Origin of the sequence: Klebsiella sp. LY (genome assembly GCF_004010915.1) — a bacterium.
GTDB classification, from domain to species: Bacteria; Pseudomonadota; Gammaproteobacteria; order Enterobacterales; family Enterobacteriaceae; genus Klebsiella; species Klebsiella quasipneumoniae.
The window spans coordinates 5,019,217-5,035,349 of sequence record NZ_CP022444.1 but is presented as its reverse complement, the minus strand read 5'-3'; the positions used below and the strand labels follow the sequence as shown (position 1 = coordinate 5,035,349).

At 59.6% G+C, this 16,133-nt stretch carries 17 protein-coding genes; 11 read left to right on the top strand and 6 right to left on the bottom strand.

The genetic code is table 11. The features are described from left to right. Positions 1–23: 23 nt before the first annotated feature. Entirely contained in the window at positions 24–386 is a 363-nt protein-coding gene (locus tag CE636_RS27715) for a YnfA family protein (protein WP_072140454.1), read from the bottom strand. Positions 387–494: 108 nt separating this feature from the next. Here CE636_RS27715 and CE636_RS27710 point away from each other — a divergent pair, with 108 nt between their 5' ends. Both CE636_RS27710 and speG read left to right on the top strand, forming a co-directional pair. Continuing rightward, the gene (locus CE636_RS27710) at positions 495–836 is read left to right on the top strand and encodes a DUF1283 family protein (RefSeq protein ID WP_004206035.1); all 342 of its coding nucleotides are present in this window, start codon (positions 495–497) and stop codon (positions 834–836) included. A gap of 66 nt (positions 837–902) precedes the next feature. Beyond that, the gene (gene speG, locus CE636_RS27705) at positions 903–1,463 is read left to right on the top strand and encodes a spermidine N1-acetyltransferase (protein ID WP_004206037.1); all 561 of its coding nucleotides are present in this window, start codon (positions 903–905) and stop codon (positions 1,461–1,463) included. Here the strand turns inward: speG and CE636_RS27700 are convergent. Beyond that, positions 1,457–2,167 (bottom strand): YnfC family lipoprotein, encoded by a 711-nt coding sequence (locus tag CE636_RS27700; RefSeq protein WP_017900332.1) that lies wholly within the window; start codon positions 2,165–2,167, stop codon positions 1,457–1,459. The genes speG and CE636_RS27700 overlap by 7 nt on opposite strands. Positions 2,168–2,268: 101 nt before the next feature. Between CE636_RS27700 and CE636_RS27695 the strand changes: the two genes are divergently transcribed. From CE636_RS27695 to clcB, 6 genes are all read left to right on the top strand, one after another. Continuing rightward, a complete protein-coding gene (locus tag CE636_RS27695; protein ID WP_017900331.1) occupies positions 2,269–2,538 on the top strand; it encodes a DUF1161 domain-containing protein in 270 nt (89 codons plus the stop codon). Positions 2,539–2,688: 150 nt separating this feature from the next. Next, on the top strand, positions 2,689–5,124 hold the full coding sequence (gene ynfE / locus CE636_RS27690) for a selenate/tellurate reductase subunit YnfE (RefSeq protein WP_017900330.1): 2,436 nt from the start codon (positions 2,689–2,691) through the stop codon (positions 5,122–5,124). A 10-nt stretch (positions 5,125–5,134) separates the two neighbouring features. Further along, complete coding sequence (locus tag CE636_RS27685) at positions 5,135–5,752, top strand: DMSO/selenate family reductase complex B subunit (RefSeq protein ID WP_017900329.1); 618 nt, start codon at positions 5,135–5,137, stop codon at positions 5,750–5,752. A gap of 1 nt (position 5,753) precedes the next feature. Continuing rightward, positions 5,754–6,611 (top strand): DmsC/YnfH family molybdoenzyme membrane anchor subunit, encoded by an 858-nt coding sequence (locus CE636_RS27680; RefSeq protein ID WP_017900328.1) that lies wholly within the window; start codon positions 5,754–5,756, stop codon positions 6,609–6,611. 41 nt (positions 6,612–6,652) lie between these two features. Continuing rightward, entirely contained in the window at positions 6,653–7,261 is a 609-nt protein-coding gene (gene dmsD, locus CE636_RS27675; protein ID WP_017900327.1) for a Tat proofreading chaperone DmsD, read from the top strand. Positions 7,262–7,394: 133 nt separating this feature from the next. Next, positions 7,395–8,690 carry a voltage-gated ClC-type chloride channel ClcB gene (clcB, locus tag CE636_RS27670; protein ID WP_017900326.1) on the top strand — a complete coding sequence of 432 codons (1,296 nt, stop codon included), beginning with the start codon at positions 7,395–7,397 and terminating at the stop codon, positions 8,688–8,690. Here clcB and bioD read toward each other — a convergent pair. The 3 genes from bioD to CE636_RS27655 all read right to left on the bottom strand — a co-directional run bounded on the left by bioD (position 8,643) and on the right by CE636_RS27655 (position 11,713). Next, positions 8,643–9,338 (bottom strand): dethiobiotin synthase, encoded by a 696-nt coding sequence (gene bioD, locus CE636_RS27665; RefSeq protein WP_004206045.1) that lies wholly within the window; start codon positions 9,336–9,338, stop codon positions 8,643–8,645. The genes clcB and bioD overlap by 48 nt on opposite strands. Before the next feature lie 127 nt (positions 9,339–9,465). Then, the gene (gene mlc / locus CE636_RS27660; RefSeq protein WP_004206046.1) at positions 9,466–10,686 is read right to left on the bottom strand and encodes a sugar metabolism global transcriptional regulator Mlc; all 1,221 of its coding nucleotides are present in this window, start codon (positions 10,684–10,686) and stop codon (positions 9,466–9,468) included. Positions 10,687–10,810: 124 nt separating this feature from the next. After that, on the bottom strand, positions 10,811–11,713 hold the full coding sequence (locus CE636_RS27655) for a LysR family transcriptional regulator (protein WP_017900324.1): 903 nt from the start codon (positions 11,711–11,713) through the stop codon (positions 10,811–10,813). Positions 11,714–11,843: 130 nt separating this feature from the next. Between CE636_RS27655 and CE636_RS27650 the strand changes: the two genes are divergently transcribed. Beyond that, positions 11,844–13,094 carry an MFS transporter gene (locus CE636_RS27650; protein WP_004206049.1) on the top strand — a complete coding sequence of 417 codons (1,251 nt, stop codon included), beginning with the start codon at positions 11,844–11,846 and terminating at the stop codon, positions 13,092–13,094. A 30-nt stretch (positions 13,095–13,124) separates the two neighbouring features. Here CE636_RS27650 and CE636_RS29485 read toward each other — a convergent pair whose 3' ends face one another. Further along, complete coding sequence (locus CE636_RS29485) at positions 13,125–13,217, bottom strand: KPN_01571 family protein (RefSeq protein ID WP_004206050.1); 93 nt, start codon at positions 13,215–13,217, stop codon at positions 13,125–13,127. Between the two features lie 227 nt (positions 13,218–13,444). Between CE636_RS29485 and CE636_RS27645 the strand changes: the two genes are divergently transcribed. Both CE636_RS27645 and asr read left to right on the top strand, forming a co-directional pair. After that, complete coding sequence (locus CE636_RS27645; protein ID WP_017900323.1) at positions 13,445–14,932, top strand: carboxypeptidase M32; 1,488 nt, start codon at positions 13,445–13,447, stop codon at positions 14,930–14,932. A 164-nt stretch (positions 14,933–15,096) separates the two neighbouring features. Beyond that, positions 15,097–15,516, top strand: coding sequence for an acid resistance repetitive basic protein Asr (gene asr / locus CE636_RS27640; RefSeq protein WP_004206052.1), 420 nt, complete (start codon positions 15,097–15,099; stop codon positions 15,514–15,516). Positions 15,517–16,133: the final 617 nt, after the last annotated feature.

Here is a 16,133-nt window from a genome sequence, read left to right as displayed (position 1 = left end):
GGCAGGGATCACATTAGACGGGCTTATGCCCGTCCCCAGCCCGCCACGATGATCAGCATCCCGCACAGCGCGATGGCCGCCCCCGCCCAGTCATAATGGGTTAATTTGACTCCGTCAACGACCCGCAGCCAGAGCAATGCGGTACAAACATACACGCCACCGTAGGCGGCATATACCCGCCCGCTGGCGGTTGGATGGAGCGTCAGGAGCCAGACGAACAGCCCCAGCGCCAGGCCGGCGGGGATCAGCAGCAGCGGCGTGGCCCCGCGTTTTAACCATAGCCACGGCAGATAGCAGCCGACGATTTCACACAGAGCGGTGGCAAAGAACAGCAGCGTGGTTTTGAGCATTAAAAGATTCGTAAAAGAGACAAAGCGTTGAACTATTCTACGCGATAATAGCCCTTTCCCTACGCTGTTTTGTCGGCTATGCCCGGCAAAACAGCTGTAGTAAACTTAACCTGAGGGTTAACCCATCACCTAAAGGAAATCGTGATGAACATGACACTGAACAAACGCTGGTGCCTGACCGCCATTCTGGCGTTAAGCGCCGTGGTCTATACCTCCAGCTCATTCGCAGCCACCGACCGGCTGGTGATTGAGTCAGGCGACAGCGCGCAAAGCCGTCAGCAGGCGTCGATGGAAAAAGAGCAATGGAACGACACCCGCAGCCTGCGCCAGAAGGTGAACAAACGGGCGGAAAAAGAGTGGGACAAAACCGATGTCGCCTTTGACGCGCAGGATAACTGCCAGAAGAGCGCCAACGTCAATGCCTACTGGGAACCAAACACCCTGCGCTGCCTTGACCGCCGTACCGGCCGGGCGATCAATCCCTGAGCACGCTGGCGCCTGCGGGCGCCGCCTTTCCGTCCCCTCTTGTCCGCTTTGACCACAGGAATTCCCATGACCGACGCGCTACACGTCAGACTCCGCCCCCTTGAGCGCGAAGATTTGCGCTTTGTTCACCAGCTCGACAACAACGCCAGCGTGATGCGCTACTGGTTTGAAGAGCCCTATGAAGCCTTCGTTGAGCTTTCCGATCTGTACGACAAGCATATTCACGACCAAAGCGAGCGTCGCTTTGTGATCGAATGCAATGGCGATAAAGCCGGACTGGTGGAGCTGGTTGAAATCAACCATGTGCACCGCCGGGCCGAGTTCCAGATCATCATCTCGCCCGACTTCCAGGGAAAAGGCCTCGCCACCCGCGCCGCGCGGCTGGCGATGGACTATGGCTTTACCGTGCTCAATCTGTATAAGCTGTATCTGATTGTCGATAAAGAGAATGAAAAAGCGATCCATATTTACCGCAAGCTCGGCTTTATGGTCGAGGGTGAACTGATCCATGAGTTTTTCATTAACGGCGAGTATCGCAACACCATCCGCATGTGTCTGTTCCAGCATCAGTATCTGGCGGAACACAAAACGCCGGGGCCGTCCCTGCTGAAGCCGACGGCTCAGTAATAATCAATGCGGTTTTTAATCGTGTAGTGGCGGGTCAGCGGCGGCTGGACGCTTTCATCGATCACCTGCAGCTCACAGCTCAGCGGATTGTCATGGCGATCGTAGTCGCAGGTCTGGCGCACTGTGCCCAGCGTGCGGTCGTTGAAGGTGCTGATGGCGGTATAGTCCATTTTCTTGCGCGGATCCTTCGACGGCGTTGAGGCAACGGTAAATCGCTCCTCTTTGGCGGTGGTGGTTTTCCCCAGCGGATAGCCATCGCTGTCGTAGCGGTAGGTGGCGGTGGTCTCTTTGCCGCGGGCGCTGATAATAAAGCCGTTATCATCCGTTTCCCAGCTCACGCCGGTGGCGGGCATCTCCGCCAGCTGACATTTCCCCTGCAGACGCAGCCGCTTCTCATGGGTGCGGCCATCGACGTAATAGTTGGCGTCCAGCAGCAGCGTCGCGCCGGTGTTATTCTCCACATCCTCCAGCGTCAACAGATCGAAACATCCCTCTTTTGACAGCTGCGCGCTCACCTTTTTGACCACCACATCGTGTTCGTCCAGTAGCGTCTGGCTAAAATCTTTCACCGGTCCGCGCAGCGGATCGAACTCAAACTCATTGGAAAAACTCGCCATCTCCGGGGTGAAGGCTTCCGGGACGCTTTCGCGGTCGCACGCCGTCAGCAACAGCGCGGTCGGGATCAGCCAATACAGTCTTTTCACAGGTGATTCCTTTTGTGTACATCCAATCATATTAGCAAATACAATTGTTTACACCAGTTCTGCTATGCTTAAATCTGGATAACATCGATAAGGAGCGTAAGATGAAACTATCCCTCAGGACAGGCGCCGCGCTGCTGCTGTGCTCCACGACCGTACTGGCGGCCCCCGACTCCTGTGAACGGGTCAAAAATGATATTCAACAGAAGATCATGAACAATGGCGTACCAGAAACGGCCTTCAGTCTGGCCATTGTGCCCAACGACCAGGCGGACCAGCCCGGCGCTCAGGTGGTCGGTCATTGCGCCAATGACACCTTCAAAATCACCTATACCCGTAACAGCGACAGTCCCGCCGAAAACGACGCTCAGTAAGCCCACTTCGCTTTCAAACGAAAGATCTTATCCCTGCATTGACCAGGGATAAGATCTGCCGGCTACCCATAACGTATTATCGCTCACCCCGGCGTCTGTTAATGACGCGGCGGCCCTTCTCCGCCCAGCATAACCATCATGGAGTGAGCAATGTCGAATCAGGAATCTTCCGGCGGCGTCACCCGACGCGCGTTACTTAAATCCACAGCCCTCGGTTCTCTGGCGCTGGCCGCCGGCGGGCTTCCCCTCCCCTTTACGCTGCGCAGCGCCGCGGCGGCAGTACAACAGGCTGCCGGCGACAACACCCGCATTGTCTGGGGCGCCTGTTCGGTCAACTGCGGCAGCCGCTGCGCCCTGCGGTTACACGTGCGTGATGATGAAGTGGTGTATGTCGAAACGGATAACACCGGCGACGACCGCTATGGCGATCACCAGGTCCGCGCCTGCCTGCGCGGGCGTTCGATTCGCCGGCGCATCAACCACCCGGATCGCCTTAACTATCCGATGAAGCGTGTGGGAAAACGCGGAGAAGGTAAATTTGAGCGTATCAGCTGGCAGGAAGCGCTGGATACCCTTGCTGACCGCCTGAAGCGCGTCGTCGCGGAATATGGCAACGAAGCCGTGTACATTAACTACTCATCAGGAATTGTCGGCGGGAACATCACTCGCTCCTCGCCTTCCGCTTCGCCGGTGGCGCGGCTGATGAACTGCTACGGCGGCTCGCTTAACCAGTACGGTACCTACAGCACCGCGCAGATCGCCTGCGCCATGCCCTACACCTACGGCAGTAACGACGGCAACAGCACCTCAGATATTGAAAACAGCAAGCTGGTGGTGATGTTCGGCAACAACCCGGCGGAAACCCGCATGAGCGGCGGCGGCATTACCTGGTATCTGGAACAGGCCCGCGAGCGCTCCAACGCGCGGATGATCGTTATCGATCCGCGCTACACCGATACCGCCGCCGGTCGCGAAGATGAGTGGATCCCCATTCGCCCCGGCACGGACGCCGCGCTGGTCGCCGGTATCGCCTGGGTGTTGATTAACGAGAATCTGGTGGATCAGCCGTTCCTTGATAAATACTGCGTCGGCTACGATGAGAAGACGCTGCCGGCCGGGGCGCCTGAGAATGGCCACTATAAAGCCTATATCCTCGGCGAAGGCGACGACGGCGTCGCCAAAACGCCGCAGTGGGCCTCGCGTATCACCGGCATCCCAGCCGATCGCATCATTAAACTGGCGCGCGACATCGGCATGATCAAACCGGCCTATATCTGCCAGGGCTGGGGGCCGCAGCGCCAGGCCAACGGCGAGCTCTCGGCCCGGGCAATCGCCATGCTGCCGATCTTAACCGGCAACGTCGGCATCAACGGCGGCAACAGCGGCGCCCGCGAATCGACCTACACCATCACCATCGAGCGTCTGCCGGTGCTGGAAAACCCGGTGAAAACCGCCATCTCCTGCTTCACCTGGACCGACGCTATCGCCCGTGGTCCGGAAATGACCGCCACCCGCGACGGTGTGCGTGGCAAAGAGAAGCTGGATGTGCCAATCAAATTCCTGTGGAACTACGCGGGCAACACCATCATCAACCAGCACTCCGACATCAATAAGACGCACGATATTCTGCAGGACGAGAGCAAGTGCGAAACCATCGTGGTCATCGACAACTTTATGACCTCGTCGGCGAAATACGCCGACCTGCTGCTGCCCGACCTGATGACCGTTGAGCAAGAGGATATCATTCCCAACGATTACGCCGGCAATATGGGCTATCTGATTTTCATCCAGCCCGCCACCTCGGCGAAGTTTGAACGCAAACCGATTTACTGGATCTTAAGCGAAGTGGCGAAACGGCTCGGCGACGATGTCTACCAGCGTTTTACCGAGGGGCGCACGCAGGCGCAGTGGCTGCAGCATCTGTACGCCAAAATGGTGGCGAAAGATCCGGCGCTGCCGGCCTACGAGGAGCTGAAGCGAATGGGCATCTACAAACGCAAGGATCCGAACGGCCACTTCGTCGCCTATCGCGACTTCCGCCGCGATCCCGAAGCGCATCCGCTCAACACCCCGTCCGGCAAAATTGAGATCTACTCCAGCCGGCTCGCCGAGATTGCCGCCCGCTGGCAGCTGGAGAAAGACGACGTCATCAGCCCGCTGCCGGTCTACGCCTCCACATTTGAAGGCTGGGACGATCCGCTGCGCAGTCAGTATCCGCTGCAGCTGTTTGGATTCCACTATAAGGCGCGTACCCATTCCAGCTACGGCAACGTGGATGTGCTGCAGGCCGCCTGCCGTCAGGAAGTGTGGATCAACCCGCTTGACGCAGAAAAACGCGGGATTAATAACGGCGATCTGGTGCGGGTGTTCAACCAGCGCGGCGAAGTCCGGCTGCCGGCGAAAGTGACGCCGCGCATCATGCCGGGCGTGTCGGCGATGGGCCAGGGCGCGTGGCACGACGCCAATATGGCCGGCGACCGGGTTGACCATGGCGCCTGCATGAATACCCTGACCACCCAACGCCCGTCGCCGCTGGCGAAAGGGAATCCGCAGCATACCAACCTGGTCGATATCGAGAAGGTTTAAGGAGTAAACCATGAGCACGCAATATGGATTCTTTATCGACTCCGCTCGCTGTACTGGGTGCAAAACCTGCGAGCTGGCCTGTAAGGACTATAAAAACCTGACCCCGGAAGTCAGTTTCCGTCGCATCTACGAGTACGCCGGCGGCGACTGGCAGGAGGACAACGGCGTCTGGCAGCAGAACGTTTTTGCCTATTACCTCTCCATCGCCTGTAACCACTGCGCCGATCCGGCCTGCACCAAAGTCTGCCCGAGCGGGGCGATGCACAAGCGCGAAGACGGTTTTGTGGTGGTGGATGAAGAGGTGTGCATCGGCTGCCGCTACTGTCATATGGCCTGCCCGTACGGCGCGCCGCAGTACAATGCCGACAAAGGCCATATGACCAAGTGCGACGGCTGTCATGAGCGCGTCGCCGAGGGGAAGAAGCCGGTCTGCGTCGAGTCCTGCCCGTTGCGGGCGCTCGATTTCGGGCCGATTGCTGAACTGCGTGCTAAGCACGGCCAACTGGCGGCGGTAGCCCCGCTGCCCTCGGCGCACTTCACTCAGCCGAGCATCGCGATCAACCCTAACCGCAACGCCCGGCCGTGTGGCGATACCACCGGTTATCTGGCAAACCCGAAGGAGGTGTGAGATGGGAAGCGGATGGCATGAATGGCCGCTGGTGCTGTTTACGGTACTGGGGCAATGCGTGGTGGGCGCGACACTCTTCAGCGGTCTGGTCTGGCTCGAGCTGGCGGACCAGCGCGAAGCGCGGCAGCGTCTGGTGCGCAGCATGTTTTTTATCTGGCTACTGATGGGGATCGGCTTTCTCGCTTCAGTTATGCATCTCGGTTCGCCACTGCGCGCGTTTAACTCGCTGAACCGCGTCGGCGCCTCGGCGCTGAGCAACGAAATCGCCAGCGGCGCCTTGTTTTTCGCTGTGGGCGGATTCTGGTGGCTGCTGGCAGTGCTGGAAAAAATGCCGGCGGCGCTGGGCAAAATCTGGCTGGTGATCACCCTGCTGTTGGGGCTGCTGTTTATCCTCGCGATGACCCGGGTTTATCAAATCGATACTGTACCGACATGGTACACTGGCTACACCACCAGCGCCTTCTTCCTGACGGTACTCCTTAGCGGGCCGCTGTTCGCCGCCCTGCTGTTGCAAATGGCGAAAGTCGACGTTAACGGCTGGTTTATTGCTGGGTTGAGCATGGCCGCGCTGGTCATCAGCGCCGCGGTGATCGTCATGCAAAGCACCGGGCTCAGTACTATTCACAGCTCCGTTCAGCAGGCGGCCAGCCTGTTGCCGAATTACGGCAGACTGCAGGCCTTACGCCTGATCCTGCTGGCGCTGGGACTCGGCTGCTGGCTGTGCCCGCTGATCCGTCGCCAGCCGCCGCGCGCGGTGGGGCTACTGGCCGGTCTGGTGCTGGTCTTGATTGCTGAATGTATTGGCCGCGGCCTGTTTTATGGGCTACATATGACCGTCGGTATGGCGGTTGCCGGTTAATGAGACGGCGCGCCGGCGCGCGCCGCAGAAAGGAATAAGTGATGATGCCGTTCCCACACCGCGACGCCGTCGCGTTAAGCGCCCGTACCCTGGGCGCGTTGTTCTCTTATGCGCCGAATAACGCGCAAATCGCGCCGCTGGTCGCCGCCTTCCAGGACGGCAGCTGGCAGCAACAGTGGCCCTACCCGGTTGCCGCCCCGCTGGCATCGGGGTTTGCCGCGTCGGCTGAAGAGTCGTTGCCGGAAGCCTGGCAGCGCCTGTTTATCGGACCATGGGCCCTGCCGGCGCCGCTATGGGGATCCGTCTGGCTGGATAAAGAATCGGTGCTGTTCGGCGAATCCACGCTGGCCCTGCGCGAATGGATGCGCGCGAACGGCATCGCACTGGACGCCGATCGCAACGAGCCGGAAGACCATTTCGGCACCCTGCTGCTGCTGGCGGCGTGGCTGTGCGAAACGGAGCAGGAGGTGTTGTTTGGCCAGCTGCTGGCCTGGCATCTGCTGCCGTGGTCCGGACGCTTCCTGAGCGTCTTTGTCGAACGCGCTGCCCACCCCTTCTACCAGGCGCTGGGTCAGCTGGCGCAGGCGACCCTGGCGCAGTGGCAGGAGAATCTGCCGATCGCCGTGGCGGAAAAGCCGCTCTATCGCTAATCCCTTTACCGCGCCGGTAGTCGGCGCGGTTTCCTTATTTGCACGCCTGACCGTGACCCGCACTTATCGCTTTTGCATATAAGGTTATTCCCTATCACAATAAGGCCATGTTTTCCGACTCTCGCCATGACCGATGCACCGTCTTCATCCCTATCCTGACGTGCAGGTGATGTTTCGTCGCCTGCTGATCGCCACGCTGATTGGCCTGCTCGCCGCCCTGGCGGTGGCCCTGTTTCGCCATGCCATGGTGGTGCTGGAAACGCTGTTTCTCGGTAACGACAGCGGGAGCCTGGTCAACGCCGCGCAGTCGCTGCCGGCGTGGCGGCGGCTGATTACCCCGGTGCTGGGGGGACTGGCGGCAGGGACACTTCTCTGGCTCTGGCAGCGGCGCAGCATTGCCCGCCCGCACGCCGCCACCGATTATATGGAAGCCCTGGAAACCGGGGACGGTTGCTTCGATACGCCGGCAAGCCTGGTGAAGTCGCTGGCCTCGCTGCTGGTGGTGGTCACCGGCAGCGCGATTGGCCGGGAAGGCGCCATGATCCTGCTGGCCGCGCTGGCGGCCTCGCTGTTCGCCCGCCGCTTCACGCCGCAGGCAGAATGGAAGCTGTGGGTCGCCTGCGGCGCCGCCGCCGGGATGGCCAGCGCCTATCATGCCCCGCTGGCCGGCAGCCTGTTTATCGCTGAAATTCTCTTTGGCACGCTGATGCTGGCCTCGCTTGGGCCGGTTGTCATCTCGGCGGTGATCGCCCTGCTGCTCACCCAGTTTCTCAACGGCGGCGCCGCGCCGCTGTACCATGTCGTTCTGCAGAAGGACCTCAGCGCGCTGCACTATGGCCTGATGCTCGCCACCGGACTGCTGGCCGGGTTGTGCGGGCCGCTGTTTATCTGGCTGATGGACTACAGCCACCGCGGGTTCGTCAGGCTGAAGCTGGCGCCGCCCTGGCAGCTGGCGCTGGGCGGGCTGATAGTCGGCGGCTTATCGCTCATCACTCCGGCGGTGTGGGGCAACGGCTACAGCGTGGTGCAAAGCTATCTCCTGCTGCCGCCGCCCGGCGCGCTGCTGGTGGCGGTATTCCTGTGCAAACTGCTGGCGGTGCTGGCCAGCAGTGGCTCCGGCGCGCCGGGCGGGGTGTTTACCCCCACGCTGTTTGTCGGTCTGGCGATGGGCATGCTGTTTGCCCGCTTCAGCGAGCTGTGGCTACCGGGGGATCAGGAGATGGCTTTGATGATGGGACTGACCGGCATGGCGACGTTTCTTGCCGCCACCACCCATGCGCCCATTATGTCGACCCTGATGATTTGTGAGATGACCGGGCAGTATACGCTGCTGCCCGGCCTGTTGATCACCTGCGTGGTGGCGTCGGTGCTGTCGCGGACGTTACGCCGGGATTCGATCTATCGCCATCACGTTGCCGAGCATGTCTAAGTCGACGTAGCGGCTTAGCTCACGCTGCTCGGCGCGCGGCAGATACGGCAGCTCGCCAATGAGCGGCGCCGGCAGCTTTTTGCTGAGCACATCGATGATTTCGGCGTAGTGCGCCAGACCGGGGTTAATGCGGTTGGCCACCCAGCCGATCAGCGGTAGCCCGTCATTGGCGATCGCCTGGGCCGTCAGCAGCGCATGGTTGATGCACCCTTCCTGGATCCCCACCACCATCAGCACCGGGAGCTGCTCCTGTACCACCCATTCGGAGAGCGGTCGCAGGTCGTTCATCAGGCTGCGCCAGCCGCCGGTGCCTTCAACCACCACATGTTCAACCTGCCCGGTCAGCCGCTGCAAACCATCCGACAGCAGACCGTAGTTGATCGGGCAGCTGTGCGCCACGCTGCTTTCGTCTTCGCTTAAGGCGATGGGATTGACAGCCTCATAGGGTAACGCCAGCGTGGAGACGCTCTGCAGCACCAGCGCGTCTTTGTTACGCAAACCGTCCGGCGTCTCTTTGCTGCCCTTCGCCACAGGCTTGTACCCGGCCACGCTTTTGCCTCTGGCAGCAAGTGCCTGCAACAGCGCACGGGAAACCACTGTCTTCCCGACAGAGGTGTCTGTACCTGTAATAAAGAAACGCTTAAACATCACTAACCCCACAGTTTTGTCGATGAAATATACGGGAGAGAAATAATCAACAGTGGGCAAAGTCTACGTGAAGCCGCTGGGGGTCAGCTTGAGATAGCGCAATTTTTGGTGTGACTATGAAAAAATGTTAACCCTGTAACAGTCGTATGAGTAAGGATCCGTTATAGAGCGCATCCTTGACCAACGCCGCGCCAGCCATCGTTCCGCGGTTGGAGAACTGGGTGCTTTCAACCGCGATATGCTGGCTGTAGGCCGGGAGTGATTGTTGCCGAATGCAGCTGGAAATTGCCGGAAAAAGAATGTCTGCCGCCAGGTTAAACGGCGAGCCAATCAGGATTTTCTGCGGGTTAAACAGATTGACCATGATCGCCAGAATGCGGCCGACGTGATTACCGACGCCGCTGATAATGTCCCGGGCCAGCAGATCGCCCTGCAGCGCCGCCTGACATAGCCACTCCACGCTCAGCGGACGCTGATGCAGTAGCGAGCTCATCGACTGCGCCATCCGCATCTGCGCCAGCTCCAGCACGCTCTCCACGCTGGCGATCGTTTCCAAACAGCCATGGTTGCCGCAGTAGCAGCGTTTGCCGTAGGGGTCGACCTGGGTATGACCGATCTCCACGAGACTGCTGCTGCCGGCGTGCAGCAGACGTCCATCGGTGATAACCCCGGCGCCAACGTTGTGATCGATCACTACCTGAATGACATCCCGGGCGCCGCGCGAGGCGCCAAACAGCGATTCCGCCATGGTCCAGGCGCTGATGTCATGCTGAATATAGACCGGCACCCCGGTATGGTTGGCCAGCGTTTCGCCCAACGGGACGTCTTTGACTTCTTCATAAAACGGCATGCGATGAATAATGCCGTTTTCAGTATCAATGATACCCGGCATCGTGATGGCGATGGAGGTGAGACGTTCCAGCTTTTTCTGGTGGCGAATAAAGAAGCGATCGATATGGTCGATAATCCGCGTCAGAAACGGCGTGCTGTCGGCAAGCGCCAGCTCCAGCTGCTCCTCCACCACCAGCTGGCTGCTTAAATCACGCAGCGAAAGGTGGATCTCGCCGCGGCTGATGCGCACCGCCAGATAGTGCCATGCCTCGGTTTCCACCATCAGCCCCACCGCCGGCCGCCCGCGGCTGCCGGGCTCCTGAATTTCGGTCTCCTGCACCAGGTGCGCTTCCAGCATTTCGCGGACAATTTTGGTGATGCTGGCGGGCGCCAGTTGCGCAAATCGGGAGAGGTCGATACGCGATACCGGGCCGAGCTGATCAATCAGGCGATAGACGGCGCCCGCATTGGTCTGCTTGATTTGATCGATATGGCCTGGTTGACTATCCGCTACCACCATTGACTCCCTTTATTTTCGCGCTTCGAAATAAACTTTCGGCTATGGTGAAGCACTTCGATGGTGAACGTCAAATTTTTGCTTAGCCTTGTGATTTACCGCACATTTCCAGCCCATTTTTGCTTCAATTGCGCTCGCTTTTCCAGGCCAGCAGCGTGTCACGAAAGCGTTTTGCCAGCGCTCCCTGATCATGGTGTTTCGACCACACCAGCCACATCTCTGACACCGCATCCTGTTCGTCGATCGGCAGCCAGCGCATTTCGCTGAGCTGCACGCGCTGAAAGGAGGCCGGCAGGATCGACACCCCCAGCCCGGCGGCCACCAGGCCAATAATGGTCATCGCCTCCCCCACCTCCTGGGCAATCACCGGCGTATGGCCGTAGCGGCGCAGCAGGCCAAGGATATCGTCATACAGGCCGGTACCGACATGCGGGTCGAAAAAGACGAACGGCTCCCGCGCCAGCGCCGCCAGGCTGACCGAGGGCAGGCGGGCCAGCGGATGGTCCGCCGGGACCATCGCCAGCAGCGGCTCACGCAGGACCCGCTGCCACGCCAGGGTGTCCGGCAGTTGAGTATTACGCAACAGGCCAAGGTCGAGGGCCCCCTCGCTCAGCGGGACAATCTGTTCGCGGGTATTGGTCTCGCGGGTGAGAATATGCACATCCGGGTAACGCTGACGAAACAGCGACAGCGTATCGGATACCGCCTTGATGAAAGGGGCCGAGGAGGTAAAGCCGATACGCAGTTCGCCCGTTTCCCCATGGTGCAGGCGGGCGGCGCGGGCGGCGGCGTCCTCCACCTGGGCGAGAATTTGTCGGCTGTCGGCGAGAAACTGTTTGCCCGCCGCCGTCAGGCTGACGCTGCGGTTGGTGCGGGCGAACAGGCGGGCGCCGGTCTGCTGCTCGAGGATCTGAATTTGCTGGCTTAACGGCGGTTGAGAGATGTTCAGTCGCGCCGCGGCGCGGCCAAAATGCAGCTCCTCGGCGACGGCGACAAAGTAGCGCAGATGACGCAACTCGATATTCATATTTAAAACGTCTTATTTGAGATTATTAATATATTAGACAGAATATTTACATTTTCATACCCTAAAAATGTGAGCTGAATGGTCACAACACTCTGTTGGTAAGCAGCAACTTCTATCCAAGGAATTCTCTGTGAGTCGTACAACAACCGTTGACACCGTGCCGGCGGACGAGGTCAGCGTCGCTGGTGCATCCCGCCCGGATCAATTTATTAAGCGCGGCACCCCGCAGTTTATGCGCGTCACTCTCGCGCTGTTCTCCGCCGGTCTGGCCACCTTTGCCCTGCTCTACTGCGTGCAGCCGATCCTGCCGGTGCTGTCGAACGAGTTCGGCGTATCGCCGGCCAGCAGCAGTATCTCTCTCTCCATTTCCACGGCGATGCTGGCGGTGGGCCTGCTGTTTACCGGCCCACTATCGGACGCCATTGGCCGCAAGCCGGTGATGGTCACCGCCTTGCTGCTGGCCGCCTGCTGCTCGCTGTTGTCGACCATGATGACCAGCTGGCACGGCATCTTGATTATGCGCGCCCTGATCGGCCTGTCGTTGAGCGGCGTGGCGGCGGTCGGCATGACCTACCTGAGCGAGGAGATCCACCCCAGCTTCGTGGCCTTCTCCATGGGACTCTATATCAGCGGCAACTCCATCGGCGGCATGAGCGGCCGCTTGCTCACCGGGGTCTTTACCGATTTCTTCGGCTGGCGCGTGGCGCTGGCGGTGATCAGCGGCTTCGCTCTGGCAGCGGCGATTATGTTCTGGCGTATCCTGCCCGAGTCGCGCCATTTCCGCCCGACCTCGCTGCGGCCAAAAACGCTGCTGATTAATTTCCGCCTGCACTGGCGCGATCGCGGCCTGCCGCTGCTGTTCGTCGAAGGTTTCCTGCTGATGGGGGCCTTTGTCACTCTGTTTAACTACATTGGCTACCGTCTGATGATGTCGCCGTGGTCGTTAAGCCAGGCGGTGGTGGGTCTGCTGTCGGTGGCGTATCTCACCGGAACCTGGAGCTCGCCGAAAGCGGGCGCCATGACCGTACGCTATGGCCGCGGTCCGGTGATGCTCGGCTTTACCGGCGTGATGCTTTGCGGACTGCTGATGACGCTCTTTTCTTCCTTGTGGCTGATTTTCATCGGCATGCTGCTGTTCTCCGCCGGCTTCTTCGCCGCGCATTCCGTCGCCAGCAGCTGGATTGGCCCACGCGCGCGCCGCGCCCGCGGTCAGGCGTCATCGCTATATCTGTTCAGCTATTATCTTGGCTCAAGCCTGGCGGGGACGTTAGGCGGGGTGTTCTGGCACCGCTACGGCTGGAACGGCGTCGGCGGATTTATCGCGCTGCTGCTCCTTGCCGCGCTGTTGACCGGCACTTGCTTGTATCGCCGACTAAAATAATCGCCCGTGACGTGACCTGCGGGCCACGTTTCACCACATGCCCATGATAGATGACAAGCCCATCAGCTCTCTGACGGCATCAACGGACAGTAAGGCAATAAACAGCCAGGTGAACGGATTCATAAACCACCCCCGAACCTCCAGACCTGTGTAATCGATCACAGTTTAGTCACGATACGTTACCGATTTCTGCAATACCGCTCACAGAGCCACGCTTTTTTTCCTGCTATCACCCGGCTGATGCTATACCACGCCTCCTGCGCGCAACGCTCGACCCGCCAGGCGTATCAGGATAGTGTAGAGGCATACCGATAATCTGTTCATTCACCTGTCACGGACCGAACGCTACTATGACTGAAAATACGCCTTATCAGCAGCTTACCCGCACCTTTCAGCGCCTGTCGCGCTTTTCGCATCTCTCCGCCATCGCCGGCTGGGATATGTTCGCCATGATGCCTCCGGGCGGTAGCGCCGCCCGCGGCGAAGCGCTGGCGGAACTCGGCGTGCTACAGCATCAGATCCTGACCGATAAAAAAGTGGGCCAATGGCTGCAGGCGGCCCGCCAGCAGGATCTCAACGACCTCGAACAGGCCAACCTCCGGGAAATGCAGCGTCAGTACGATCAGGCGGCGCTGCTGCCGGAGAGTCTGGTGGAGGCCAAATCACTGGCCGGTAGCCGTTGCGAACATGCCTGGCGCAGCCATCGGCCGGCTAACGACTGGGCTGGCTTTGCCGAAAATTTGCGCGAGGTGGTCAGACTGAGCCGCGAGGAAGCGCAGATCCGCGCCGACGCCCGGGGAGGCTCACGCTATGACGCGCTGCTTGATATTTTCGAACCGGATATGACCAGCGCCCGGCTGGACAGCCTGTTTGCCGACCTCAAGTCATGGCTGCCGTCCCTGCTGCGGCAAGCAGTCGACAAGCAGGCGACGCGAACCTTGATCGCCCCGCAGGGGCCGTTCCCGATCCCTGAGCAGCGCGAGCTGGGTCTGCAGGCGATGCGTATCCTCGGCTTTGACTTTGACGGCGGGCGTCTGGACATCAGCGCCCACCCGTTCTGCGGCGGCGTCCCTCAGGATGTGCGCATCACCACCCGCTACAACGAAAACGACCTGCTCAGCGCCCTGTTCGGCGTGATCCACGAGACCGGCCACGCCCGCTATGAGCAGAACCTGCCCCGCCCTTGGATCGACCAGCCGGTAGGACTGGCCCGCTCTACCGCCATTCACGAGTCGCAAAGCCTGTTCTTTGAAATGCAGCTGGGACGCAGCGAGCGCTTCCTCAACCGCCTGTTGCCGGCGGTGCGCGAACGCTTTGGCGATCGGCCGGCCTTTAGCGAGGAGAATTTTGTCGCCTGGAACCAGCGGGTGAAACCAGGCTTTATTCGCGTTGATGCCGATGAGGTCAGCTACCCGGCGCATGTGATCCTGCGTTATGAAATTGAACGCGCGCTGATCGACGGCGAGATCGAGGTGGAAGATATTCCGTCGCTGTGGGATGAGAAAATGCAGCACTGGCTGGGACTGTCGACCACCGGCAACTACCGGGACGGCTGTATGCAGGATATTCACTGGACCGACGGCGGCTTCGGCTACTTCCCTTCCTATACGCTGGGGGCGATGTACGCCGCGCAGCTGATGGCCGCCGCCCGCCGCGCGCTGCCGACGTTAGACCGCGATATCGCGGAAGGGGATTTCAGCGCCCTGTTTGACTGGCTGCGGCAGAATATCTGGCAGCATGGCAGCCGCTTCACCACCTCGCAGCTGATCCAGCAGGCCACCGGAGAGGATCTTAACAGCCGCTACTTCCGCGACCACCTTACCGCCCGCTATCTGTAATCGTCCGCGCCGGGCTGCCCGGCGCGTCCTTCGCTCCTCGCCTTGTACATTCGGTTACACGCCGATACCAAACACTCACGGAAAGCCCGAAAAGACAAGCATATAGTAATTTCACCGGCCCCGCAGTGGGGTTGAAATTAAGAAAACTTTTCGAGGATATCAGAATGAAAAAAGTATTAGCTCTGGTCGTTGCCGCTGCTATGGGTCTCTCTTCCGCCGCTTTCGCTGCTGACGCAGTAAGCACCACTCAGGCGCCTGCTGCTACCCACAGCACTGCTGCCAAGACCACCCATCACAAAAAACACCATAAAGCCGCAGCAAAACCAGCTGCAGAGCAGAAAGCTCAGGCTGCCAAAAAACACAAGAAAGCAGAAGCGAAACCAGCCGCTGCCCAGAAAGCCCAGGCCGCTAAAAAACACAAAAAAGCAGAAGCTAAACCAGCCGCTCCGCAGAAAGCCCAGGCCGCTAAAAAGCACCACAAAGCTGCCGCTAAACCGGTAGCCCAGAAAGCCCAGGCAGCGAAAAAACACCACAAAACCACCAAACACCAGGCCGCTAAACCTGCTGCACAGCCGGCAGCATAATTCCTCCCGGTGAACCAACCTTCTTAAATAATCGGCGCTGTTTCAGCGCCGTTTTTTCTGGAGAGCACTATGCTGCGGCGCTATCGTTTTGAGCTCATCCTGATCCTGTTAATCATTTGCGCAGTGGTTGCGACCCGCTTTTTCCTCTATTAATTGTTTCGCCCCCTCTCCCTTTTTGCCGCCTGGCGCAGACTTCCCGGAAGGTGAATGTCGCGTAAATATTATTGCCTGCCTCTTACCACTCTCTGTACCCTGCCGCTGCCAGCGGCGCAAATAATGCCCGGCGCCCGAAGACGCCAGACACGTTAGCAAGAAACCATCGCGCGCCTGGCTCCCACGCGGCGGCCAGACTCATCACAAAGCACGTACCGCTTCCATCACCAGATAGCCGGTTGCGCCCCAGATGGCCACGGAGACCAGGGAAACATACACCAGTGCGCGAATACCTTTTTTAGACATATACCCTCCGAACGCCGGGGAAATAGAATTCAGGCTATCATCGCCGGTATTACCTCTCTATTTACTCAACGGCGGGGTGACGATAACAATGTTTTCGGTGAGAAAATGTTTCGCATTGAAAATTATTACGTGAGGCGTAAAGAAGTGCGAATTCTGGT

Excerpts from the sequence above, each read along its gene's own strand:
- CE636_RS27710 (WP_004206035.1), top strand. The coding sequence starts at position 495 with ATGAACATGACACTGAACAAACGCTGGTGCCTGACCGCCATTCTGGCG.
- speG (WP_004206037.1), top strand. The coding sequence starts at position 903 with ATGACCGACGCGCTACACGTCAGACTCCGCCCCCTTGAGCGCGAAGAT.
- CE636_RS27695 (WP_017900331.1), top strand. The coding sequence starts at position 2,269 with ATGAAACTATCCCTCAGGACAGGCGCCGCGCTGCTGCTGTGCTCCACG.
- ynfE (WP_017900330.1), top strand. The coding sequence starts at position 2,689 with ATGTCGAATCAGGAATCTTCCGGCGGCGTCACCCGACGCGCGTTACTT.
- CE636_RS27685 (WP_017900329.1), top strand. The coding sequence starts at position 5,135 with ATGAGCACGCAATATGGATTCTTTATCGACTCCGCTCGCTGTACTGGG.
- CE636_RS27680 (WP_017900328.1), top strand. The coding sequence starts at position 5,754 with ATGGGAAGCGGATGGCATGAATGGCCGCTGGTGCTGTTTACGGTACTG.
- dmsD (WP_017900327.1), top strand. The coding sequence starts at position 6,653 with ATGATGCCGTTCCCACACCGCGACGCCGTCGCGTTAAGCGCCCGTACC.
- clcB (WP_017900326.1), top strand. The coding sequence starts at position 7,395 with ATGCACCGTCTTCATCCCTATCCTGACGTGCAGGTGATGTTTCGTCGC.
- bioD (WP_004206045.1), bottom strand. The coding sequence starts at position 9,338 with ATGTTTAAGCGTTTCTTTATTACAGGTACAGACACCTCTGTCGGGAAG.
- CE636_RS27655 (WP_017900324.1), bottom strand. The coding sequence starts at position 11,713 with ATGAATATCGAGTTGCGTCATCTGCGCTACTTTGTCGCCGTCGCCGAG.
- CE636_RS29485 (WP_004206050.1), bottom strand. The coding sequence starts at position 13,217 with ATGAATCCGTTCACCTGGCTGTTTATTGCCTTACTGTCCGTTGATGCC.
- CE636_RS27645 (WP_017900323.1), top strand. The coding sequence starts at position 13,445 with ATGACTGAAAATACGCCTTATCAGCAGCTTACCCGCACCTTTCAGCGC.
- asr (WP_004206052.1), top strand. The coding sequence starts at position 15,097 with ATGAAAAAAGTATTAGCTCTGGTCGTTGCCGCTGCTATGGGTCTCTCT.